General features: G+C 67.5%; 23 protein-coding genes. 19 read left to right on the forward strand and 4 right to left on the reverse strand.

The features are described 5' to 3' along the window. Positions 1 to 319: 319 nt before the first annotated feature. From ccoN to hemN, 10 genes are all read left to right on the forward strand, one after another. A complete protein-coding gene (gene ccoN / locus OJI97_RS07015; RefSeq protein ID WP_297662343.1) occupies positions 320 to 1,978 on the forward strand; it encodes a cytochrome-c oxidase, cbb3-type subunit I in 1,659 nt (552 codons plus the stop codon). A 13-nt stretch (positions 1,979 to 1,991) separates the two neighbouring features. Then, positions 1,992 to 2,768 (forward strand): cytochrome-c oxidase, cbb3-type subunit II, encoded by a 777-nt coding sequence (gene ccoO / locus OJI97_RS07020; protein ID WP_297662344.1) that lies wholly within the window; start codon positions 1,992 to 1,994, stop codon positions 2,766 to 2,768. Then, positions 2,765 to 2,929 (forward strand): cbb3-type cytochrome c oxidase subunit 3, encoded by a 165-nt coding sequence (locus OJI97_RS07025; RefSeq protein ID WP_095386793.1) that lies wholly within the window; start codon positions 2,765 to 2,767, stop codon positions 2,927 to 2,929. The genes ccoO and OJI97_RS07025 overlap by 4 nt, the downstream gene beginning before the upstream one ends. Then, positions 2,916 to 3,854 (forward strand): cytochrome-c oxidase, cbb3-type subunit III, encoded by a 939-nt coding sequence (gene ccoP / locus OJI97_RS07030; protein WP_297662345.1) that lies wholly within the window; start codon positions 2,916 to 2,918, stop codon positions 3,852 to 3,854. The genes OJI97_RS07025 and ccoP overlap by 14 nt, the downstream gene beginning before the upstream one ends. Next, positions 3,841 to 5,298 carry a cytochrome c oxidase accessory protein CcoG gene (gene ccoG, locus OJI97_RS07035; protein ID WP_297662346.1) on the forward strand — a complete coding sequence of 486 codons (1,458 nt, stop codon included), beginning with the start codon at positions 3,841 to 3,843 and terminating at the stop codon, positions 5,296 to 5,298. The genes ccoP and ccoG overlap by 14 nt, the downstream gene beginning before the upstream one ends. Then, positions 5,295 to 5,765, forward strand: a complete 471-nt coding sequence (locus OJI97_RS07040) for a FixH family protein (RefSeq protein WP_297662347.1) — start codon at positions 5,295 to 5,297, stop codon at positions 5,763 to 5,765. Before ccoG ends, OJI97_RS07040 begins: the two co-directional genes overlap by 4 nt. Continuing rightward, entirely contained in the window at positions 5,762 to 7,882 is a 2,121-nt protein-coding gene (locus tag OJI97_RS07045; RefSeq protein ID WP_297662348.1) for a heavy metal translocating P-type ATPase, read from the forward strand. Before OJI97_RS07040 ends, OJI97_RS07045 begins: the two co-directional genes overlap by 4 nt. After that, the gene (gene ccoS / locus OJI97_RS07050; RefSeq protein WP_297662349.1) at positions 7,879 to 8,037 is read left to right on the forward strand and encodes a cbb3-type cytochrome oxidase assembly protein CcoS; all 159 of its coding nucleotides are present in this window, start codon (positions 7,879 to 7,881) and stop codon (positions 8,035 to 8,037) included. Before OJI97_RS07045 ends, ccoS begins: the two co-directional genes overlap by 4 nt. Beyond that, positions 8,034 to 8,258 (forward strand): hypothetical protein, encoded by a 225-nt coding sequence (locus tag OJI97_RS07055; RefSeq protein WP_297662350.1) that lies wholly within the window; start codon positions 8,034 to 8,036, stop codon positions 8,256 to 8,258. Before ccoS ends, OJI97_RS07055 begins: the two co-directional genes overlap by 4 nt. Positions 8,259 to 8,426: 168 nt before the next feature. After that, positions 8,427 to 9,731 carry an oxygen-independent coproporphyrinogen III oxidase gene (gene hemN, locus OJI97_RS07060; RefSeq protein WP_297662351.1) on the forward strand — a complete coding sequence of 435 codons (1,305 nt, stop codon included), beginning with the start codon at positions 8,427 to 8,429 and terminating at the stop codon, positions 9,729 to 9,731. A gap of 15 nt (positions 9,732 to 9,746) precedes the next feature. On the opposite strand, the gene OJI97_RS07065 is transcribed toward hemN, so the two are convergent. Then, positions 9,747 to 10,658, reverse strand: a complete 912-nt coding sequence (locus tag OJI97_RS07065) for a DMT family transporter (RefSeq protein WP_297662352.1) — start codon at positions 10,656 to 10,658, stop codon at positions 9,747 to 9,749. A gap of 172 nt (positions 10,659 to 10,830) precedes the next feature. On the opposite strand from OJI97_RS07065, the gene leuC reads away from it, so the two are divergent. Further along, positions 10,831 to 12,294, forward strand: a complete 1,464-nt coding sequence (leuC, locus tag OJI97_RS07070; RefSeq protein ID WP_297662353.1) for a 3-isopropylmalate dehydratase large subunit — start codon at positions 10,831 to 10,833, stop codon at positions 12,292 to 12,294. Here the strand turns inward: leuC and leuD are convergent. Then, a complete protein-coding gene (leuD, locus tag OJI97_RS07075; protein WP_297662354.1) occupies positions 12,291 to 12,875 on the reverse strand; it encodes a 3-isopropylmalate dehydratase small subunit in 585 nt (194 codons plus the stop codon). The two genes, leuC and leuD, sit on opposite strands and share 4 nt — an antisense overlap. Positions 12,876 to 13,002: 127 nt before the next feature. On the opposite strand from leuD, the gene OJI97_RS07080 reads away from it, so the two are divergent. After that, on the forward strand, positions 13,003 to 13,509 hold the full coding sequence (locus tag OJI97_RS07080) for a MarR family winged helix-turn-helix transcriptional regulator (RefSeq protein WP_297662355.1): 507 nt from the start codon (positions 13,003 to 13,005) through the stop codon (positions 13,507 to 13,509). Positions 13,510 to 13,583: 74 nt separating this feature from the next. After that, on the forward strand, positions 13,584 to 14,159 hold the full coding sequence (locus tag OJI97_RS07085; RefSeq protein ID WP_297662356.1) for an NADPH-dependent FMN reductase: 576 nt from the start codon (positions 13,584 to 13,586) through the stop codon (positions 14,157 to 14,159). Here the strand turns inward: OJI97_RS07085 and OJI97_RS07090 are convergent. Beyond that, positions 14,156 to 14,590 (reverse strand): MarR family winged helix-turn-helix transcriptional regulator, encoded by a 435-nt coding sequence (locus tag OJI97_RS07090; protein ID WP_297662357.1) that lies wholly within the window; start codon positions 14,588 to 14,590, stop codon positions 14,156 to 14,158. The genes OJI97_RS07085 and OJI97_RS07090 overlap by 4 nt on opposite strands. Positions 14,591 to 14,737: 147 nt before the next feature. On the opposite strand from OJI97_RS07090, the gene OJI97_RS07095 reads away from it, so the two are divergent. The 6 genes from OJI97_RS07095 to OJI97_RS07120 all read left to right on the forward strand — a co-directional run bounded on the left by OJI97_RS07095 (position 14,738) and on the right by OJI97_RS07120 (position 21,615). After that, entirely contained in the window at positions 14,738 to 16,372 is a 1,635-nt protein-coding gene (locus OJI97_RS07095) for a long-chain-fatty-acid--CoA ligase (RefSeq protein WP_297662358.1), read from the forward strand. Positions 16,373 to 16,525: 153 nt separating this feature from the next. Beyond that, the gene (locus tag OJI97_RS07100; RefSeq protein ID WP_297662359.1) at positions 16,526 to 17,623 is read left to right on the forward strand and encodes an alpha/beta hydrolase; all 1,098 of its coding nucleotides are present in this window, start codon (positions 16,526 to 16,528) and stop codon (positions 17,621 to 17,623) included. A 1-nt stretch (position 17,624) separates the two neighbouring features. Next, complete coding sequence (locus tag OJI97_RS07105; protein WP_297662360.1) at positions 17,625 to 18,605, forward strand: aminoglycoside phosphotransferase family protein; 981 nt, start codon at positions 17,625 to 17,627, stop codon at positions 18,603 to 18,605. Continuing rightward, positions 18,602 to 19,900: a phosphopyruvate hydratase gene (eno, locus tag OJI97_RS07110; protein WP_297662361.1), complete on the forward strand. Its 1,299-nt coding sequence runs from the start codon at positions 18,602 to 18,604 to the stop codon at positions 19,898 to 19,900. Before OJI97_RS07105 ends, eno begins: the two co-directional genes overlap by 4 nt. After that, positions 19,897 to 20,817, forward strand: a complete 921-nt coding sequence (locus OJI97_RS07115) for an NAD(P)-dependent oxidoreductase (RefSeq protein ID WP_297662362.1) — start codon at positions 19,897 to 19,899, stop codon at positions 20,815 to 20,817. The genes eno and OJI97_RS07115 overlap by 4 nt, the downstream gene beginning before the upstream one ends. A 105-nt stretch (positions 20,818 to 20,922) precedes the next feature. Next, positions 20,923 to 21,615, forward strand: coding sequence for an alpha/beta fold hydrolase (locus tag OJI97_RS07120; protein WP_297662363.1), 693 nt, complete (start codon positions 20,923 to 20,925; stop codon positions 21,613 to 21,615). A 135-nt stretch (positions 21,616 to 21,750) separates the two neighbouring features. Here the strand turns inward: OJI97_RS07120 and OJI97_RS07125 are convergent, their stop codons facing one another. Continuing rightward, a complete protein-coding gene (locus OJI97_RS07125) occupies positions 21,751 to 22,803 on the reverse strand; it encodes a cobalamin-independent methionine synthase II family protein (protein WP_297662364.1) in 1,053 nt (350 codons plus the stop codon). Positions 22,804 to 22,816 lie beyond the last annotated feature (13 nt).

The raw sequence follows: 22,816 nt of genomic DNA on the forward strand, positions 1-22,816 counted from the left end.
CCAGAGCGGGCTGGCGCAGGGCTGCTCTGGACCCCCGCCTTCGCGGGGGAACACGGCTTTTCCATAATCGAACGGCTGAAAGCTGAATCCCCACAATCCCTAGGCAGGCGAAGGGCTCGACACGAACGGGAGAGAGGTGGCGCCGGTTAAACGCGTGGGCCTTCCACGCGGCGTTTTTCTTCCGCCGCCTGGGACAAATCGTCCCATTGACGCGCCGCAACATTTTTCATTGATCCAGGTCAATGTTCCGGGCCGCGCGCGCGGCCATGGACTTCGATGGGCTGGCCGATGGAGCCGCACCGAACGGGGATTCGCGATGATGGACGATCTGGTTTTCAAGGCGGGCGGCTGGATGGGGCTGGCCCTGCTGGCGCTTGTCTTTGCGGCGCTGGCGGTCGACACGCCCTTTGCCGTGCATATGGTCATCGTCGCGGTCGCCTGCCTGATCGTCCTGTGGAGCCGCCTCTCGGCCGCCGATTATGGCGGGATGGCGCGCGGCCTTTTGAAGATGCCGCCCGACGAGGGCGCTTATGACGACGACCCGGTGCGCTGGGGCGTCATCGCCACCATCTTCTGGGGCGTCGCGGGGCTTGCGGTCGGCCTCTATATCGCGTTGCAGCTCGCCTTTCCGGCGCTCAATCTCGGCATCGAATATACCAGCTTCGGGCGGCTGCGCCCGCTGCACACGTCGGCCGTGGTCTTCGCCTTCGGCGGCAATGCGCTGATCGCGACGAGCTTCTACGTCGTCCAGCGCACCTGCCGCGCGCGGCTCGCCTTTCCGGGCGCCGCGCGTTTCGTCTTCTGGGGCTATCAGCTCTTTCTGGTGCTCGCGGCCACCGGCTACGTCATGGGGGTCACCGAGGCGCGCGAATATGCCGAGCCCGAATGGTATGTCGACCTGTGGCTGACGATCGTCTGGGTTGTCTATTTCATCGTCTTCGTCGGCACGATCGTCAAACGCCGCGAGCCGCATATCTATGTCGCCAACTGGTTTTACCTCAGCTTCATCGTCACCATCGCGATGCTCCACATCGTCAACAATCTGTCGGTTCCGGCGACGATCTTCGGGTCGAAGAGCTATTCGGCCTTTGCCGGGGTGCAGGATGCGCTGACGCAATGGTGGTATGGGCATAATGCGGTCGCCTTCTTCCTGACCGTGCCCTTCCTCGCGATGATGTATTATTTCGTGCCCAAGCAGGCGGAGCGGCCGATCTACAGCTATCGCCTGTCGATCCTTCACTTCTGGTCGCTGATCTTCCTCTACATCTGGGCCGGACCGCACCACCTGCATTATACGGCGCTGCCCGACTGGGCGCAGACGCTGGGCATGGTGTTTTCGGTCGTGCTGTGGATGCCGAGCTGGGGCGGCATGATCAACGGGCTGATGACGCTCAACGGCGCATGGGACAAGATTCGTACCGACCCGATCATCCGCATGATGGTCGTCGCGCTGGCTTTCTATGGCATGGCGACCTTCGAGGGTCCGATGCTGTCGGTGAAGGCGTTCAACAGCCTCAGCCACTATACCGAATGGACGATCGCGCACGTCCATGCCGGGGCGCTCGGCTGGAACGGCATGATCACCTTTGCCGCCGTCTATTATCTGGTGCCGCGCCTGTGGGGGCGTCCGCGGCTCTATTCGCTGCGCATGGTCAACTGGCACTTCTGGCTCGCGACGCTGGGGATCGTTTTCTACGCCGCCTCGATGTGGGTCGCGGGGATCATGCAGGGGCTGATGTGGCGCGAATATGGCGCCGACGGCTACCTCGTCTACAGCTTTGCCGAGACCGTCGCGGCGATGCATCCGATGTATCTGATCCGCGCCGCGGGCGGGGCGATGTATCTCGCCGGCTTCCTGCTGCTCGTCTACAATGTCTGGGCGACGCTCGCGGGCAAGGTCCGCGCGGAAAAGCCGATGACCGAGACTCCCTACAACGCCGCCGCGGACCGTCCGCTCGCGCCCGTTCCCGCCGAATAAGGAGCCAAGGCAAATGGCGACCCAACCTGCCGAAAAGCGCTTCAGCCACAAGAAGCTCGAACGCAATGTCAGCCTGCTCGGCTTCTTCTCGCTGATCGCCGTCGCGATCGGCGGCATCGTCGAGATCGCACCCCTGTTCTGGATCGACAACACGATCGAGAAGGTCGACGGGATGCGGCCCTACACGCCGCTCGAACTCGCGGGGCGCAACATCTATATCCGCGAGGGCTGCTATACCTGCCACAGCCAGATGATCCGTCCGTTCCGCGACGAGGTCGAACGCTATGGCCACTACAGCCTGGCGGCGGAGAGCATGTACGACCATCCGTTCCAATGGGGGTCGAAGCGCACCGGGCCCGACCTCGCGCGCGTCGGTGGACGCTATTCGGACGAATGGCACAAGGCGCATCTGATCGACCCGCGCAGCGTCGTCCCCGAATCGATCATGCCCGGCTATGCCTTCCTCGCCGATCGCGATCTGGGCGCGGGCGACATGGCGCGCGACCTGACCGCGCTCTACCGCGTCGGCGTTCCCTATACCAAGGCCGACATCGCGAAGGCGAACGAGGACATCCGCGCGCAGGCCGATCCGAATGCGGGCGCCGGCGATCTCGTCAAGCGCTACCCCAAGGCGCAGGTGCGCGATTTCGACGGCGACCCGTCGCGGGTGACCGAGATGGACGCGCTGATCGCCTATCTCCAGATGCTCGGCACGCTCGTCGATGTCGAGAAGGCGGCGCCGCAGGAACAGGCGCATGTGCCCGACACGACCCCCGGAGCGGCGCGATGAGCTATGACGAAGTCCGGCATTTCGCCGATAGCTGGGGCCTGATCGTCATGGTGGCGATGTTCCTCCTCTTCATCGCCTGGCCGTTCCGCAAGGGCGCCCGCCGTCACCATGACGAAGCCGCGAACATGATCTTCAAGGAAGACGACAATGGCCGATCATAAGCGCATCGACGACGTGACGGGGACGGCGACGTCGGGTCACGAATGGGACGGCATCGAGGAACTCGACACGCCGATGCCGCGCTGGTGGCTGTGGTCGCTCTATGCGACGATCGTCTGGGGCATCGTCTATGTCATCCTCTATCCCGCCTGGCCGATGATCCATGGCGCGACCGAGGGCGTGCTCGGCTGGAGCAGCCGCGGCCAGCTCGAACAGGAGATGCAGGCCGACGCGCAGCGCCGCGCCCCGGTGATGAACGCGATCGCCGCGACCGCGATCGCCGACCTGCCCGCGAAGCCCGCGCTGATGCAGGCGGCGGTGCAGGGCGGGGCGGCCGCCTTTCGCGTCCATTGCGTCCAGTGCCACGGCGCGGGCGGCGCGGGGGTCAAGAAACTCTATCCCAGCCTGACCGACGACGACTGGCTGTGGGGCGGCGACCTTTCCACGATCGAATATACGATCACCCACGGCATCCGGAATCCCGATCATGCGGCGACGCGGACCAGCCAGATGCCCGCTTTCGGGCGCGACGGCATCCTCGAACCCGCGCAGATCGCCGACGTCGTCAGCCACGTCCGCGTCATCAGCCATCAGGAAAAGCCGAGTGCGTCGTCGGCGCGCGGCGCCGTGCTGTTCGAGGCGAATTGCGCGGTGTGCCATGGCCCCGCCGGCGACGGCGGGCGCGAGGTCGGCGCGCCGAAGCTGACCGACGCCATCTGGCTCTATGGCGGCGACCGCGCGAGCATCACCGCGACGGTGACCCAGCCGCGCAACGGCGTGATGCCGCGCTGGGGCGCGCGGCTCGACCCGGTGACGATCAAGATGCTCGCCGCCTATGTCTATTCGCTCGGCGGCGGCGAAAAGGCGCCGGCGCCGGCCCCGGCGGCCGCGACGGCGGAAGGACGGGGAGCCGATGGCCAGCCCTGAAGACCTGACCGGCGAGCATGGCTCGCTCTATGCGGCGCGCAAGGGCGTCTACCCCAAGAAGGTGGACGGCCCGTTCCGGCGCTTCAAATGGGCGATCATGGCGGTCACGCTGGCGATCTATTACGGAACGCCGTGGATTCGCTGGGATCGCGGCCCGCACGCGCCCGATCAGGCGGTGCTCGTCGACCTTGCCAACCGGCGATTCTATATGTTCCAGATCGAGATCTGGCCGCATGAATTCTATTATGTCGCGGGCCTGCTCATCATGGCGGGGATCGGGCTGTTCCTCGTCACCAGCGCGGTCGGGCGCGCCTGGTGCGGCTATGCCTGCCCGCAAACGGTGTGGACCGACCTGTTCCAGTATGTCGACCGGCTGATCGACGGCGACCGCAACGCGCAGATCCGCCTCGCGAACGGGCCGTGGACGGCGGAGAAGATCGCGAAGCGGACGGTCAAATATGCGATTTATCTGACCGTCGCCTTCTGGACCGGCGGCGCGTGGATCATGTATTTCGCCGACGCGCCGACGTTGACGCACGATTTCTGGGCGGGGCAGGCGGCGCCGGTCGCCTATGTCACCGTGGCGGTGCTCACCGCGACGACCTTCGTCCTCGGCGGCTTCCTGCGCGAGCAGGTGTGCATCTATATGTGCCCCTGGCCGCGCATCCAGACCGCGATGATGGACGAGAAGTCGCTGCTCGTGACCTATAAGGACTGGCGCGGCGAACCGCGCGGCAGCGTCAAGAAGGCCGAGAAGAACCCCGGCGCCTTCGGCGACTGCGTCGATTGCAACCAGTGCGTTGCGGTCTGCCCGACCGGCATCGATATCCGCGAGGGGCCGCAGATCGGCTGCATCACCTGCGCCCTCTGCATCGACGCCTGCGACAGCGTGATGGCGCAGGTCGGGCGGCCGCGCGGGCTGATCGATTATTGCACCCTCGACGACGCCGCGACCGAAAAGGCGGGCGGGATCGCGCCGCCGATCCGCAAGACGCTGTTCCGCCCGCGCACCCTGATCTATTTCGGCCTGTGGGGCGCGATCGGCCTCGCGATGCTCTTCACCCTCGGCCAGCGCACCAGGCTCGACCTCGCCGTCCAGCACGAGCGCAGCCCGCTCTATGTCCAGCTGTCCGACGGCGCGATCCGCAACAATTATACGCTGAAGCTGCGCAACATGGAGCTTCGCCCGCGTGACGTCGAGGTGACGCTGAGCGGCCTGCCCGGCGCGCGGCTGTGGACCGAGGACGGCGCGCGCGAAACCGCGGGGCAGAGCCTGCGGATGCCGCTCGCGCCCGACAGCGTGACGAGCGCGAAGCTGTTCGTCGTCGCCCCCGGTGCGGGCCCGGCGCGGCAGGATTTCACCATCGCGGTGCGCGCGCTCGACGACGATCCGCGCGGCGACCGCGAGACGATCCAGTTCGACCGCCCGGGGACCGAGCCATGACCGACGAGCCCGAACGCAAGCCCTTCACCGGGCGCCATGCGGCGATGATCCTCGTCGCCTTCTTCGGCGTCGTCATCAGCGTCAATATCGTGATGGCCAGCTTCGCGCTGTCGACCTTCGGCGGCACTGTCGTCGACAACAGCTATGTCGCGAGCCAGCATTACAACGAATGGCTTGCGCGCGCCGACGCGCAGGACCGGCTCGGCTGGGACAGGAGCGTCACGGTCGATGCGGACCGCCACGTCCGGCTGACCGTCCGTAAGGACGGCGCGGCGGTGGAGGGGTTGCGCATCGTTGCGACCCTTCGCCACCCACTCGGCCAGACGCCCGCGCGCGCGATGCGCTTCGCGCCCGCGGCGGACGGCACGCTGCGCTCGCTCGATGCGCTGCCCGCCGGGCGCTGGCAGCTCGACCTGTCGGTGCATCGCGGCACCGACGAGGCGCGCTACCGGATCGACCTCAAATGACCGAAGCCGCCGCCTCGCTCATCGAGCGCGATTTCGCGGTGCCCGACATCCGCTGCGCGGGCTGCATCGCCAAGCTGGAACAGGGGCTGGTGCGCGACCGGCGGATCGCGGCGGCGCGCGTTAATTTCACCGAAAAGCGCGTGCATATCTCCTGCACCCCCGACGCCGAAACGCCCGAGCTGATCGGCGCCTTCTCGCTGCTCGGGTTCGAAGCGCATCCGATCGGCGACGGCCCGGCCGAGGTCGACGGCGGCGCGTCCGACAGCCGGGCGCTGCTGCGCGCGGTCGCGGTCGCGGGCTTCGCGATGATGAACATCATGCTGCTGTCGGTGTCGGTCTGGTCGGGCGCGAGCGGCGCGACGCGCGATCTGTTCCACTGGCTCTCGGCGGCGATCGCGCTGCCTACCGTGGCCTATGCCGGGCGCAGCTTCTTCCGCTCGGCGTGGCGCGCGGTGCGCCACGGCCGGACTAACATGGACGTGCCGATCAGCATCGGAGTGCTGATCGCGACCGCGCTCAGCCTCTACGAAACCGCGACGCACGGCCCCCACGCCTATTTCGACGGCGTGGTGATGCTGCTTTTCTTCCTGCTCTGCGGCCGCTGGCTCGACAGCGTGATGCGCGACCGCGCGCGCGGCGGGGTGACCGCGCTGCTCCGCAACATGGGCACCGGCGCGATGGTCGTCGGCGCCGACGAGACGAGCCGCTGGGTCGACGCCACCGCGCTCCAGCCCGGCATGGTGATGCTCGTCGCGGCGGGCGAGCGCCTGTCGGCGGACGGCGTCATCACCGGCGGCGCCAGCCGGATCGACCTGTCGCTGCTGACCGGCGAGAGCGCGCCGCAGGAGGTGCGGCTCGGCGATCCGGTCCACGCCGGGACGCTGAACGTCGAGGCGCCGATCCGCGTCCGGGTGACCGCGGCGGGCGCCGACACCGCGATCGCCGACATCGCGCGGCTGATGGGCGAGGCGGCGCAGGGCAAGTCGCGTTATGTTCGCATCGCCGACCGCGCGGCGCGTTACTATGCGCCCGCCGTCCACACGCTGGCGCTGCTTGCCTTCGCCGGCTGGATGATCGCGGGCGCGGGCTGGCATCACAGCCTGCTGATCGCGGTCGCGGTGCTGATCATCACCTGTCCCTGCGCGCTCGGCCTCGCAGTGCCGGCGGCGCAGATCGTCGCGGCGGGCACGCTGATGCGCGTCGGGGTGCTGGTGAAGGACGGATCGGCGCTCGAACGGCTGGCCGAGGTCGACCGCGCGATGATCGACAAGACGGGAACGCTGACGCTTGGCCGCCCGGTCGCGACGAACCTCGACGAAGCCGATACGACCGCGCGTGGATTGTTGCTCGCGCTCGCACGCGCCAGCCGCCATCCGCTCAGCGAGGCCCTGACCCGCGACCTGACGGTGATGGACGTCATGCCGGTGGCGGTCGAGGCGATCCGCGAGACCCCCGGCTTTGGGGTTGAGGCCTTGTGGGAAGGGCAGCGGGTGACGCTCGGCCGCCCGGCGCAGCCCGCCGACGACAGCGCGCTCGCGACCGAGCTGGCGGTCGACGGCGTTCCGGCGATCACTGTCCGCTTCGCCGACGCGCTGCGTCCCGATGCCGCCGAAACGATCGCCGCGCTGGAACAGGCGGGCGTCGCGCCGACCATATTGTCGGGCGACCGCGCTGCCGCCGTCGCGCCGGTCGCGCGCGCGCTCGGCCTCACCGCCCAGACCGGCATGAGTCCGCAGGACAAGCTCGCCGCCATCGCGCGGCAGGCGGTGGCGGGGCACAAGGTGCTGATGATCGGCGACGGGCTCAACGACGGTCCCGCGCTCGCCGCGGGCCACGCCTCGATCGCGCCGGGCTCGGCGAGCGACGCGGGCAAGAATGCCGCCGACTGCATCTTCCTCGGCGACCGGCTGATGCCGGTGGTGCAGGCGATCCGCGTCGCGCGGCGGACGCAGGCGATCGTACGGCAGAATTTCACGCTCGCGATCGGCTATAACGTCATCGCCGTGCCGCTTGCCTTCATGGGCTATGTGACGCCGCTGGTCGCCGCCATCGCCATGTCGGGATCGTCGCTGATCGTCGTCGGCAACGCGCTGCGGCTGAAGGGCGCGGCGCGGTGAACGGGCTGCTCGTCCTGATCCCGGTCGCGCTCGGCCTCGGCCTCATCGGTCTTGCCGCCTTCTTCTGGTCGCTGCGCGGCGGGCAGTTCGACGATCTCGACGGCGCCGCGCTCCGCATCTTTGTCGAAGAAGAGGAAGAGGATGATACGCCATGACCGTGCGGTCTATCGTCCTGATGCTGGGCGCGGCGGCGCTGATGCAGCCGCCTGTGGCCGACGCGCATGTGCTGACGATCCCGGCGTGCGGCGGCCGGACGCACCGGATGATCGTCCCCGGCGATCCCGCCGACCCCGAACAGCGCCGCGACTGCGCCAAGGCCTGCCACGCGATTGGCGACCGGCGGGGCAAACGGGCGGGGCCGAAGGGCTGCTGCTAGGGCCGCGCCCCAGAGTTGGGGATTTGGGTTGGCATCGTCATTGCGAGCGAAGCGAAGCAATCCAGAGCGGTTTGCGCCTACTCTGGATTGCTTCGCTTCGCTCGCAATGACGAACAAGGATTGATCCCGGTCAATGTCGCGGCGGACGTTTGCCCATAGGATGCCCACATGTGGACCTATCATCCCGATCTGCTCGCAAAGCCGGTGCCGCGTTACACCAGCTATCCGACCGCGATGGAGTTCGTCGAAGACGTCGGCGCCGACGATTATGCGCGCGCGCTCGATGCGGTGGACTCGGCGACGCCGGTCTCGCTCTATGTCCACATCCCCTTTTGCGAGAATATCTGCTGGTATTGCGGCTGCAACACTGGCGCCGCCGGACGCAAGCAGCGGCTCGACGATTATCTGACGGCGCTCCGGGCAGAGATCGCGCTCGTCGCGAAGCGGCTCGGCGGGCGCGGGCGCATTCGCCGCATCGCCTTCGGCGGCGGCAGCCCGAACGCGATCGCGCCGGTCGAGCTGGTGCGGCTGCTCGACCTGCTGCTCACCGTCTTCGACGCGCACCGCCCCGACGTCTCGATCGAGCTCGACCCGCGCGGTTTCTCGTCCGAATGGGCGCTGGTGCTCGCGGCGGCGCATGTGACGCGCGTCAGCCTGGGCGTCCAGACCTTCGCGCCGCACGTCCAGCAGGCGATCGGGCGCATCCAGCCGCTGTCGCATATCGAGCGCGCCGTCGCGGCGCTGCGCCTGCGCGACATCGACGCGATCAACTTCGACCTGATGTACGGGCTGCCGGGGCAGGAGCTCGCCGATGTCGACGCGACGATCGACGAGGCGCTGGCGCTGGCGCCGAGCCGCATCGCCTTTTTCGGCTATGCCCATCTGCCGCAGATGATCGCGCGCCAGCGGCGGATCGACGCGAGCCGGCTACCCGGCCAGCGGCTGCGTTTCGAGCAGGCCGAACTCGGTTACCGGCGCCTGACCGCCGCCGGCTATGTCCCCGTTGGCTTCGACCATTTCGCGCGTCCCGACGATTCGCTCGCCGTGGCGGCGCGCGAGGGGCGGGTGAACCGCAATTTCCAGGGCTTTACCGAGGACGACGCCCCCGTCCTCATCGGCTTCGGCGCCAGCGCGATCAGCAAATTCCCCGACCTGATCGTCCAGAACGAGAAGAAATCGGGCCCCTATCGCGACCTTGTCGGCGAAGGCCGGCTCGCGGCGGCGCGAGGCGTCCGCGTCGATGCGCGGGAGCAGCGCCGGGCCGCGCATATCCGCGACCTGCTGTGCAACGGGCGGGCGCATCTGGACGCCGCTGAGATCGCTTCGGCCCGCGGCGCCCTGTCGGATTTCGAGCAGAAGGGCGTGATCGAATGGGACGGGGAGGCGCTGGTGATCCGCGATTGCGGCTTGCCTTACGCTCGCCACGTCGCCGCCTGCTTCGACGGGATCAGGGGAAATATCGCCGCGGCTTGAGTTGCCCTTTGCCCGTCAATGGGTGGCGACGAGCGCCAGGACCACGCCGATGACGACCAGGAACAGCCCCGCGGCCTCCTGCCAGCGGACGGGTTCGCGCAGATAGAAATGCGCGAAGCCGATGGTGAAGACGACTTCGACCTGCCCGACGATCCGCACCAGCGCGGCGGGGGCGGCGGCGAAGCCGGTATACCAGCAGGCCGAACCGAGCGCCGACAACAGGCCGACCTGGCTCGACGAGCGCCATGTCCGCCCAACGGCGCGGAGCGTGTCGCGATCGCGCGCGACGATCCACGCGAGATGAAGCGCGCTTTGCATCGCCATCACGACGACCAGCGTGACGAGCGCCGACGCGACGAGGTCGAGGCCGGGCAGTTCGGCGGTCGCGAACTTGATCGCGACCGCCGCGAAGGCGAACATCGACCCGGCCCCCAGGCCGTGGAGCGCGGCGGGCTGCCCGAGCGACCCCAGTATCTCGCGCGCGGTGATCCCGCGTCCGGCCAGCGCGAGCGTCAGCACGCCCGCGACGCCGGCGACAATCCCCACCCAGGCGAGCAGCGGCAGCCGCTCGCCGAAGAAGAGCGCGGTCACCAGCGCCACCTGAATCGCCTCGGTCTTGGAAAAGGCGGTGCCGACCACGAAGCCGCGATGCCCGAAAGCGAGGATCAGCAGGATCGTTCCCGCCATTTGCGCGACCGCGCCGACCAGCGCGAAGCCCAGAAAGGCGGGGCCGAGCGCGGGAATCGCGACGGGGTGCGCCCAGAGCCAGATGGCCGCGAAGAGCGCCGCAAAGGGCAGGCCATAAAGATAGCGCACGAGACCGGCGCCGCTGACGCTGAGCTCTGCGCGCAGCCGCTGCTGGAGCGCGGTGCGCCACGCCTGGAACAGGCCCCCGAACAGCGAGGCGGGAAGCCAGATCGGGTTCATGCCGCGAAGCCCGCGGTGCGCGTCGCCGGAAGCGGTCCTCTGTCTAAAATCGTGCGTCTCCCCTCGCGCCTCTTGCCCCGCACCCTGCGTTCGGCCTATATAATTAGTATTCTAAGTAAATAGCGGTCGGGGCGCAACGGTGCAAATGCGATCGAAAATTGGAAAGGGCAATATGGAGCCGGCGGATGACGCGGCGAACGGGAAGGCGGGCCGGGCGATGCGGCCGTCCGGCCCCCGCACGCTCTACGACAAGCTGTGGGATGCCCATGCCGTCGCCGAGGACGATGGCGAGACCCTGCTCTACATCGACCTGCACCTGCTCCACGAAGTGACCTCGCCGCAGGCCTTCGCGGGGCTTGCGGCGGCGGGGCGGACGGTGCGGCGGCCGGAGCGCGCGCTGGGGCTGTCCGATCACAATGTCCCGACGGCGGGACAGGCGGCGGGCCCGGCGGGCGTCGCCGACGCCGCGGCGCGGGCGCAGCTCGAGGCGCTCGTCGCCAACACGCGCCGCTTCGGGATCGAGAATTTTCCGATGGGCGATCCGCGCGGCGGCATCGTCCATGTCGTGGGCCCCGAACAGGGGCGCTCGCAGCCGGGCATGACGATCGTCTGCGGCGACAGCCACACCTCGACCCACGGCGCGTTCGGGGCGCTCGCCTTCGGAATCGGCACGTCGGAGGTCGAGCATGTGCTCGCGACGCAGACGATCCGCCAGCGCAAGTCGCGCAATATGCGGATCAGCGTCGAGGGGCGCCTCGCGCCGCACGTCCATGCCAAGGATCTGGCGCTGCACCTGCTCGGGCTGGTCGGAGTCGACGGGGCGACCGGGCATGTCATCGAATATGCGGGAAGCGCGGTGCGCGGACTGTCGATGGAAGGCCGGATGACGCTGTGCAATCTCAGCATCGAGATGGGCGCGCGAGCCGGGCTGGTCGCGCCCGACGCGACGACCTTCGCCTATCTCGAAGGCCGGGCGGCGGCGCCGGCGGGCGATGCGTGGACGGCGGCGCTGGCGCGCTGGCGGGCGCTGCCCAGCGACGCAGCGGCCGTTTTCGATCGCGAGATACGCGTCGATGCCGCCGATGTGGTGCCGATGGTGAGCTGGGGCACGAACCCGTCGCAGGTGATCGGCATCGACGGGCGGATTCCCGACCCCGCCGGGCTACCGAACGGCGATGCCCGCGACGCCGCCGGGCGCGCGCTCGCCTATATGGCGCTGGCGCCGGGGCAGCCGATCGCCGGGACGCGGCTCGACCGGGTGTTCATCGGCAGCTGCACCAACAGCCGGATCGAGGATCTGCGCGTCGTCGCGAACATCGTGCGCGGACGCCGCGTCGCGCCGCATGTCCGCGCGATGGTCGTGCCGGGGTCGGGGCTGGTCAAGCGGGCGGCCGAGGCGGAAGGGATCGATGCCGTGCTGCGCGCGGCGGGCTTCGACTGGCGCGAGCCCGGATGCTCGATGTGCGTCGGCATGAACCCCGACCGATTGCAGCCCGGCGAACGCTGCGCCGCGACCTCGAACCGCAATTTCGAGAACCGCCAGGGACGCGGCGGGCGCACCCACCTGATGAGCCCGGCGCTCGCCGCCGCCAGCGCGATCGCGGGGTGCATCGCCGACCCGGCGAGCCTCGATTAGGCTATCCGCTCGAACCGCGCGATCGCGGCCTCGTGCCGCATCGTCCGCGCGATGTCGTCGAGCCCCTCGATCAGCGTACGCCGGTCGTCGGGGTCGACGTCGAACGCAATGTCTTCGCCCGATGCGAGCGTGATCCGCAGGTCGATCAGGTCGATGGTCAGCGGCGCGAATTGCGCGAGCGCGACCGCTTCGCGAAGCCGTTCGCAAACCTCGTCGGGCAGCCGGATCAGCAGCAGTCCGTTCTTGCGCGCATTGTTCGAGAAGATGTCGCCAAAGCTTGGCGCGATAATGCAGCGGATGCCGAAATCGGCGAGCGCCCACACCGCATGTTCGCGCGACGATCCGCAGCCGAAATTCCGGTCGGCGATCAGGATTTGGGCATTCCGGCATGGGGCGGCGTTCAGGACGAAGGCCGCGCGCTCGGTGCCGTCCGGCGCATAGCGAAGTTCCTGAAAAGCGTGCCTGCCGAGGCCGCTGCGCGACAGCGCCTTCATGAAGCGCGCGGGAATGATCATGTCGGTATCGACATTGGCGAGCGGCAGCGGCGCGGCCGCCGCCGTCAGCCGGGTGAATTTTTCCACGAATCTCTTTCTATAACTTAGTATTCTAAGTATATGGCAAGAGCGCCCCTGTCCAATATTATCGGTGCGCTGTGGCTATTGCCGCGCGAATCATAGACCCTTAAGGTTCGCGCAAAGGGGACAGTCCTTGACGAAGAAGAACCAGTCTTTCCGGTATCCGGCGGAATATTACACCAACCCGGAAAACAGCATCGGCTATCTCGCGCGCATCGTTTTCCGGTCCTTTTCGCGCCTGCTCGAACGCAGCACGCTGGCCCATGACGTGTCGGCGGGGCAATGGCGTTTCCTGCGCCAGCTTTGGCGCGAGGACGGCATCACCCAGCGCGAACTCAGTGAACGGGTGGGGATGCGCGAGCCGACGACGGTGGTGGCGCTGAAGGGGCTCGAAAAGGCGGGTTTCATCACGCGCAAGAAGACGGCGGAGGATCGGCGCAAGACCTTCATCTATCTGACGCCGCACGCCAAGAAGCTCGAACTGATCCTCGCGCCGCTGAATGCCGAAGTGCACAAGGTCGCGACCCGCGGCATGACCGACGAGGAGGTCGAGACGCTCCGGCTTCTGATGCGGCGCGTCGTCGAGAATCTGGCCGACGAAACCGCCAAGCTGTCGACGCTGTCGGACATCAAGGCCTGACCGCGGCGTCAAAAGCGGTTGCGGTGCCTTCCCGAAATAGATTAGTATTCTAATCATTTTATCGGGAGGGAAAATTGACCAGGATTGCGGTTGTCGTGGGAAGCACGCGCGAGGGGTCGTTCAACCGGATGCTCGGAAAGCTCGCTGTCGGGGCGCTGGAGGCGGAAGGCGCCGCCGTCGCCGACGTCGATCTCGCCGATTTCGATCTGCCGCTTTATTCGGCGGCGCGCGAAGCCGGGGATTTCCCCGCCGATGCCGAACGGCTGAAGCAGCTGTTCGCGGAACAGGATGGCCTGCTGTTCGTATCGCCCGAATATAATGGCTCGGTATCGCCCTTGCTCAAGAACGCCATCGACTGGGCGTCGCGCCCGACCGGCGGCGAATCGCTCGTTGCGCTCAGCGCCTATCGCGGAAAAGCGAGTGCGGTCATGGCGGCGTCGATCAGCCCGTTCGGCGGGCTGCGCGGCCTGATGCATCTGCGCCAGATTCTGTCGACGATCCAGACATTGGTCATTCCCGAGCAGGTGCTGGTGCCGAACGCCCATGCCGCCTTCGACGCCGACGGCAACCTCGTCGAAGCGCTGCCCGCGACGCTGGTCGGCATGACTGCAGCGCGGCTCGTCACGGTGGCAAAGGCTCTCGCTGCTTAGCTCTTGCGCTCGATATTGTCGCCCCAGTCGGCCTCGAGCGCCGCGAGCAATGCGTCGAACCGGTCGTGGCCGAGCCGCTCGGCGAGCTGATCGGACAGCGCGTCCATCGCGTGCTGCGCATCCTGCCGCATCCGCGCGCCGGTCGGGGTCAGCGACACGATCATGTGCCGCCGGTCGCCGGGGTCGGGGGTGAGTTCGACCATGCCGAGCCGCACCATCTGGTTGATCGTGCTGTGGATCGCCTGGCGCGATACGCCCAGATTGCGCGCGATGTCCGATGGGCGCACGATGCCGCTGACGATATTGGTCATGACCATCGATTGCGGCCGGCTGATATCGGGCCAGCCGCGATCGTGAAGCCGCGACTGAAGGCCTTCGTCGAGCCAGCAGAAGCGCTGGAACAGAGCGATGATAAGCTGATTGGTGCGCATGGGATGCTGACGATATACCCCTGTCGCCGGCGGGCGCCGGCAGGGTCACGCTAGAAGAGCAGGAGACGCGAGGCAAGGCAGGGCGGCGTTGCCAAAGCAAAATACTTAGTATACTATCTTTTTAGAGCCGAGGGAGAGAAGCACCGCATGGACGGTTTGATGCAGAATGTGCCACTGACGGTCGATCGGATCATCGACCATGCCGCGAACTGGCATGGCGCGCGCGAGATCGTGTCGCGTGATGCCGAAGGGCGCGTCACCCGCACGACCTATGCCGATGTCCGCAAGGATGCGAAGCGCGTCTCCAACGCGCTCGCGGCGGCGGGAATGAAGCCTGGCGACCGCGTCGCGACGATGGGCTGGAACAGCGCGCGGCATCTGGCCGCCTGGTACGGCGCGGCGGGAATGGGGGTCGTGCTTCACACGCTCAACCCGCGGCTGTTCCTGGAGCAGATTGCCTATATCGCCAATCATGCCGGTGACCGGCTATTGATCGCCGACCCCGCGACCGTCGATCTGGTCGAGGAGCTGCTGCCGCAGGTGCCGTCGATCGAGACGGTGATCCTCTTCTGCGACGCGGCCTCGATGCCGAAGACCAGTTTCGCGGCGATCGCCTTCGACGACTGGGTCGCGGACCAGCCCATCGAATATGCGTGGGGGGGCTTCGACGAAAATGCCGCCTGCGGGCTCTGCTATACCAGCGGGACGACGGGCAATCCCAAGGGCGTGCTCTATTCGCACCGCTCCAATTACATCCATGCGCTGATGACCTTGCAGCGCGACGCGCTGGCGCTGTCGGCGCGCGATACGGTGCTGCTCGTCGTGCCGATGTATCATGCCAATGCCTGGGGCGTCGTCTATTCGGCGCCCGCGGTCGGCGCGAAACTGGTGCTGCCGGGGCAGCGGATGGACGGCGAATCGATCTATGATCTGATCGAGGCGGAGGGCGTCACTTACTCGGCCGCGGTCCCGACGGTATGGCAGATGCTGCTCACCTATATGCAGGAAAACGGCAAGCGCTTCACGACGCTGGAACGTGTCACCATCGGCGGCTCGGCGTGCCCCGAATCGCTGATCCGTACCTTCCGCGACGATTATGGCGTCGACGTCATCCAGGGCTGGGGCATGACCGAAACCTCGCCGCTCGGCACGGTGTCGGTGCCCAATGCGCCGGTCGCGGCGAAGGGCGACGACGAGCAGATGGCCTATAAGCTCAAGCAGGGTCGCCTACTCTGCGGGCTGGAGATGAAGCTGGTCGACGATGCGGGCAATCGCCTGCCGCACGACGGCAAGACCCCGGGCCGGCTGATGATCAAGGGGCCGACGATCGCGGGCGCCTATTATGGCGGCGATGGCGGCGACGTGCTCGACGCCGAAGGTTTTTTCGACACCGGCGATGTCAGCACGATCGACGCCGAGGGCTATATGCAGATCACCGACCGCGCCAAGGATGTGGTCAAATCGGGCGGCGAGTGGATCAGCTCGATCGAGATCGAGAATATCGCGATGGGGCATGACGCGGTCGCCAACGCGGCGGTCGTCGGCATCGCGCATCCCAAATGGGACGAGCGCCCGATCCTGCTCTGCGAGCTGAAACCCGGCGCGAGCGCGTCCGCCGACGATCTCAAGGCGTATCTCGACGGCAAGATCGCCAAATGGTGGATGCCCGACGACGTGCTGTTCGTGGACAGCATTCCGCTCGGCCCCACGGGCAAGATCGACAAGAAGGCGATCCGCGCCGGGCTGGAGGGCTATAAGCTGCCCTTTGAGGTCAGCCGTTAATATGTTCCCCATTTTCGTCATCCCGGACTTGATCCGGGATCCATTCAACCAGCGTCGAAAATATGGATCCCGGATCAAGTCCGGGATGACGATGGTGAGAGATAGCCAGCAGGAGAGAAGCTAATGGACCCGAACGGGATCGAAGGACTGGATGTGCAATTCATCGGACGCGTGTCGCCGACGGCGCCGCGCATCCAGGCGGGCGGGCATCCGTGCCAGGGCATTTACTGGACCGAGGCGGGCAAGCGGCCGAAGGTCGCGATCATCGCCACCCATTACAATGTCGACTTCTCCGAACATTATATCGCGCCCTATTTCGCGCGCCAGGGCTTCGGCTTCCTCGGCTGGAACACGCGTTATCGCGGGGTCGAGGATCAGTTCCTGCTCGAACATGCGGTGCTCGACATCGGCGTCGGCATGAAATGGCTGAAGGAAGAGGCCGGGGTCGAGCAGATCGTCATTCTCGGCAATTCGGGCGGCGGCTCCTTGATGGGCGCCTATCAGGCTGAGGCGATCGCGCCGACGCTGACCGACCGGCTGCCTTCGGTGGGGCAGGATGCGCTGGCGCAGTTGGTGAAGGGCGATCTCTATATCAGCTTCAACGCGCATCAGGGACGCCCCGAAGTGCTGACCGACTGGATGGACGCCTCGGTGATCGACGAGAATGATCCGACTTTGACCGACCCCGAACTCGACCCGTTCAACCCCGACAACGGCCCGCCCTATTCGGAAGACTTTATCGCCAGATATCGCGCCGGCCAGCGCGCCCGCAACCAGCGCATCACCGACTGGGCGAAGGCCGAGCTCGCGCGCCTGAACGCGGCGGGCATTCCCGACCGCATCTTCCCGATGTTCCGCTGCTGGGGCGACATCCGCTGCGTCGATCCGGCGATCGACCCGTCCGACCGCAAGCCCAACTGGTGCTATCGCGGCGACCCCAAGATCGCGAACCGCACGCCCAGCATCGGGCGCGCCAATACGATCAAGACGTGGCTCAACATGTGGAGCCTCGAAACCTCGCCGTGCCAGGGTCAGCCGCATCTCGCCAAGCACGACACACCCGCGCTGGTCGTGCAGGGGACGGCCGATACCGGCGTCTTTCCCAGCGACGCGCGGAAAATATTCGACTTCCTCGGGTCCAGCGACAAGAAACTCGAACTGATCAAGGGCGCGCATTATTTCGAGGATTCGATCGAAGAGCGCCAAAATGCCGCCGATCTGGTCGGCGCGTGGATCCGGGAGAAGCTCTGACGTGACGGCGGACGCCGAGATTGTTGCGGGACTGCGCGACGCCGGTCTGGTCGGTGAGGGCGATGTCGTCCTCGAGCCGCTGACCGGCGGCGTGTCGTGCGATGTCTGGAAGGTCGAGACGCCGACCGGGCCGATCGTCGTCAAGCGGCCGCTCGAACAATTGCGCGTCGCCGCCGAATGGCACGCGCCGGTCGAGCGCGGGCAGAGCGAAGTGCGCTGGCTGCGGCGTGCGCGCGGCGTCGATGCGCGCATCGCGCCCGAGGTGCTCGCCGAGCTGCCGGTCGGGCACGCTTTCGCGATGCGCTTCGTGCCCGGCTGCCCGGTGTGGAAGGACGAGTTGATCGCGGGGCGCGTCGATGTCGATTTCGCGGGCGCGGTCGGCCGGTCGATCGCCGCGGTGCACGCCGCGACCGCGAACAGCGCCGCCGACCGCGACGCCTTTCCCACCGACGCGATGTTCCGCGCGCTGCGCGTCGATCCCTTCCTGCTGTTCGTGGCGCAGAAGGATGCCGAGCTCGCCCCCGCGATTTATGCGCTCGCCGACGACCTCACGTCGCGCAAGGTCGCGCTCGTCCACGGCGACGTCAGCCCCAAGAATATCCTCGTCAGTGCCGAGGGGCCGGTGTTCCTCGATGCCGAATGCGCGGTTTACGGCGACCCCGCTTTCGACCTGGCCTTTTGCACGACCCATCTGCTGCTCAAGGCGGTGTGGCTGGACGACGAACGGCTCGGACAGTCGGCGGCGGCGCTTGTCGAAGCCTATCGTGCCGGCATCGATTGGGAAGAACCCGCCGGCCTGCTGCTCCGCGCGGGCAAGCTGACCGCCGCGCTGCTGCTCGCGCGCGTCGAGGGCAAGTCGCCCGCCCCCTATCTGACCGACCCCGATCATCGACGCATCGTGCGCGACCAGGCGCGCGCATTGCTGCGGGCGCCGACGCCGCTCGACGCGCTCGTTTCCCATTGGCAAAGGACTCTTCCATGATGTCGCGCATCGCCTCCGTCACCGGCCGCCAGCTCTGGGATTCGCGCGGTCGGCCCACCGTCGAGGCCGAGGTCGTGCTCGAATCGGGCGCGGTGGGCCGCGCCATCGCGCCTGCGGGCGCGTCGCGCGGTGCGCATGAGGCGATCGACCTGCGCGACGGCGGCGAGGCCTTCGGCGGCTATGGCGTCAATCGCGCGGTCGCCGGGATCGGGTCGGAGATCGCGAGCGCGATCGCCGGGATGGATGCGCGCGAGCAGGCGGCGGTCGACGCGGCGCTCTGTGCGCTCGACAATACGCCGAACAAGGCGCGGCTCGGCGCGAACGCGGTCGTCGCGGTGTCGATGGCGGTTCTCCACGCCGCCGCTGCGGACGCGCGCGAGCCGCTGTGGCGCTATCTCGCGGGGGGACGCAAAGTGCGCGTGCCGCTCCCCGAAATCCAGATTTTCGGCGGCGGCGCGCACGCCGGGCGGCGCACCGACGTGCAGGATTTCATGATCATGTGCCCGAAGGCGGGCAGTTTTCGCCGCGCGCTCGAAATCACCGACGATGTCTATCGCGCCGCGGGCAAATTGATGGAAGCGAAGGGGCCGCTGTCGGGGGTCGCCGACGAGGGCGGCTGGTGGCCGAATTTCGCGTCGAACGAGGATGCGCTGGACACGCTGACCAAAGCGATCGAGGCGAGCGGGCACCGCGCGGGCGAGGAGGTGTTCATCTCGCTCGACATTGCGGCGAACGAGCTCGGCGACGCCTCGGGCTACAGCCTCGCGCTCGACGACGGCCGCCTGACCAGCGAAGAGATGGCGGCGCGCATTGTCGAATGGGCAAAGCGCTATCCGATCCTGTCGATCGAGGATCCGGCGGGGCAGGACGACTGGACGGCGATGGCGGCGGTGACCGCAGCGATCGGCGAGCGGGTACAGATCATCGGCGACGATGTGCTCGTCACCAGCGCCGAGCGCGTCGAGCGGGCAGGCGAAGCGTCAGTGTGCAACGCGGCGCTGATCAAGGTCAACCAGGTCGGCACGGTCACCGAGGCGAAGGCCGCGCTCGACGCCGCGGTCGCGCGCGGTTGGGGCGCGATCGTCTCGGCGCGCTCGGGCGAGAGCGAGGATGTCACCATCGCGCACCTCGCGACAGGCTGGGACGCGGGGCAGTTGAAGGTCGGCAGCTTCACCCGCTCCGAGCGGATGGCGAAGTGGAACGAGATGCTGCGGATCGAAGAGGCGATGGGAGCCGGTGCGGAGTTCGCCGGCTTTTCGGCCTTCGCCGGATCGATCGGCCGGGTCACGGCATGATCGTTCTCCACGCCCGCCCGAGCCCCGGTTTCCGTGAAGCCGTCGATGCGATCTTCGGTCCCGGCGTCGTCGTCCATGTCGACGAGGCCGCGCCGCTCGATGACGTCGCGGACGAAATCACCGCGCTGCTCCATGTGCTGACGCCGGTCACGGCCGACTTCATCGCGTCGGCGCCGAAGCTCAAGCTGATCCAGAAGCTCGGTGTCGGGGTCAACACGATCGCGCTTGATGCGGCGCGGGAGCACGGGGCCGCCGTCTGCAACATGCCCGGCACCAACAGCCAGGCGGTCGCCGAAATGGCGCTGTCGCTGACGATGGCGGTACTCCGCCGGACCTGCTTCTTCGACGCGCGGACGCGGGCCGGGGAGGGATGGACCGCCGACCCGTCCGAACTCGACAGTGTGGGAGAGGTGGCGGGGCGCACCGTCGGGCTCGTCGGTTTCGGTCATTCGGCGCAGTTGCTGGCGCCGGTGCTTGCCGCGCTGGGGGCAAGGGTCGTCTATACCGCGCGGAGCGCGCGCGAGGTTCCCTACGAATTTTGGCCGCTCGACCGCCTGCTGGCGGGGAGCGATGTGGTGTCGCTCCACATTCCGCTCACCGACGAGACGCGTGGCATCGTCGATCCCTTTGCGATGAAGAAGGGTGCGGTGCTGGTGAACACCGCGCGCGGCGAACTCGTCGATCAGGGGCGGCTGGTCGAGGCGCTGGCGTCGGGGCATCTGCGCGGCGCCGGGCTCGACGTGTTCGCCGAGGAGCCGCTGCCGCGCAGCAACCCGCTGCTCGGCCTGCCGAACGCCGTGCTCGCACCGCATATCGCGTGGCTGACCCCCGAAACGCTAGCACGCAGCCTGTCGGTGGCGCAGGAAAATTGCCGTCGGCTTGGGGCGGGCGAAGCGCTGCTGCATCGGGTCGTATGAATCTCCCTCCGTCATTGCGAGCGAAGCGAAGCAATCCAGAGTGTGCATAAACCGCTCTGGATTGCTTCGCTTCGCTCGCAATGACGATGGCCAGGAATTTGAATCATGACTCTCCCCATCGTCCTCATCACCGGCCAGCTTCTGACCGACGCCGTGTGGCAGCCTTTGCTCGACGCATGGGCTGGCCGCGACGTAATCGTCGCCGACAATCGCAGCGACGACAGCATCGAAGGCTTCGCGCAGCGCTTGCTCGACAACGCGCCGCCGAAATTCGTGCTGATCGCCCATGCGATGGGCGGCTTCGTCGCTTTCGAGGTGATGCGCCGCGCGCCCGAGCGCGTCGCGAAACTGGTGCTGATATCGACGCTCGCCTCGGCCGATGGTCCGGCGCAGACCGCGCGGCGGCAGGGCTATATAGACCTCGTCGAAAGCGGCCGCTTCGACCAGGTCGTCGAGGAACGCATCCCGATCCTCTTCCCCGAGGAGAAGCGCGGCGACGCGCGGCTGCTCGGCATCGCGCGGCGGATGGCGGCCGACACCGGCGCCGACACTTTCCTTGCGCAGCAGCGCGCGATCATGGCGCGCATCGACAGCCGCCCGCGGCTCGGCGAGATCGCGGTGCCGGTGCTGCTGATCTGGGGCGAAAGGGACGGCATCACCAGCCGCGCGCACCATGACGAGATCGCGGAGGCGATCCCCGGCGCGCGGCTGGAGGTCGTGCCGGGGGCCGGGCATCTGCCGACGGTCGAGACGCCGGAGGTGGTGGTGCCGTTGCTGACGGACTTTATCGATCGATAGCTCCCCTCCCTGAAAGGGAGGGGCTGGGGGCGGGTGGCCGCAGGCGTTCTTCCTGAAACGCAGACCCACCCCGCTACGACTAGGCAGCAAGCTGCCAAGTCTTCGCACCCCTCCCTTTCAGGGAGGGGATGACGGCTATTTCAACTCCGCCCGCACCAGCGCCGCCCCGTCGACCATCGCTTTCAGCTTGGCCTGCGAATGCGCGCGGCTGTGGTATTTCATCCCGCAGTCGGGCGCGATCCACAGGCGTTCGGCGTCGATATAGCGCAGCGCCTCGCGGATGCGGCCCGCGACCACCTCGGGAGTCTCGACCTCTGGGATCGACAGGTCGAGCACGCCGTACATGATCGTCTTGCTCGGCAGTTCGGCGAGGATCGCGGGGTCGAGCCCCGGCTGCGCCGCCTCGATCGAGATCACGTCGATGTCCGACGCCTCAAGCTCGGCGAGGAAGTCATAGGCCTTGGGCTTCGGCCCCGTCGCGCCCGCGCCGTGGTGGACCATCGCATAGCCGAAGCAGATGTGCAGCGCGGTGGTGCCGCCCACGCCGTCGAGCGCGCGGTTGATCGCCTCGATCGCATAGGCGCCCGCCTCACCCGCGCGCGCTTGCAGATAGGGCTCGTCGAGCTGGACGACGTCGACCCCGGCCGCGAACAGATCCTTGACCTCGGCATTGACCGCGTCGGCATAGTCCATCGCGAGCGACCGCGCATCGGGATAATAGCCGTTCTCCGCCTGCTGCGTCATGGTGAAGGGGCCCGGCAGGGTGAGCTTCACCGGCCTGGTCGCATGGCGGCGCAGGAAAGCGGCGTCCTGCGCCTCGATCGGCGCGACGCGGCGGATCGGGCCCGAGACGAGCGGCACGGGATTGGCGTTGCCGGTGCGGTCGATCGCGGTGCCGTGCTTTTCGGTGTCGATCCCCGACAAGGCGGTCGCGAGCCGGTTCGAATAGCTTTCGCGGCGCATCTCGCCGTCACCGACGATGTCGATGCCGATCTCTTCCTGATCGCGGATCGCCATCAGCGTCGCGGCCTCCTGCGCCTCGGCGAGCCACGGTTCGGGGATGCGCCACAGCGTCTCGGCGCGGACGCGCGGGGGCAGGCTGGCCTTCAATCGCTCGCGGTCGATCAGCCAGTCGGGCTGGGGGTAGCTTCCGACGATCGTCGTGGGCAATATGGGGTGGTCGAACAAGGCCAATCCTCTC

The organism is Sphingopyxis sp. (assembly GCF_025869345.1).
Taxonomy (GTDB): domain Bacteria; phylum Pseudomonadota; class Alphaproteobacteria; order Sphingomonadales; family Sphingomonadaceae; genus Sphingopyxis.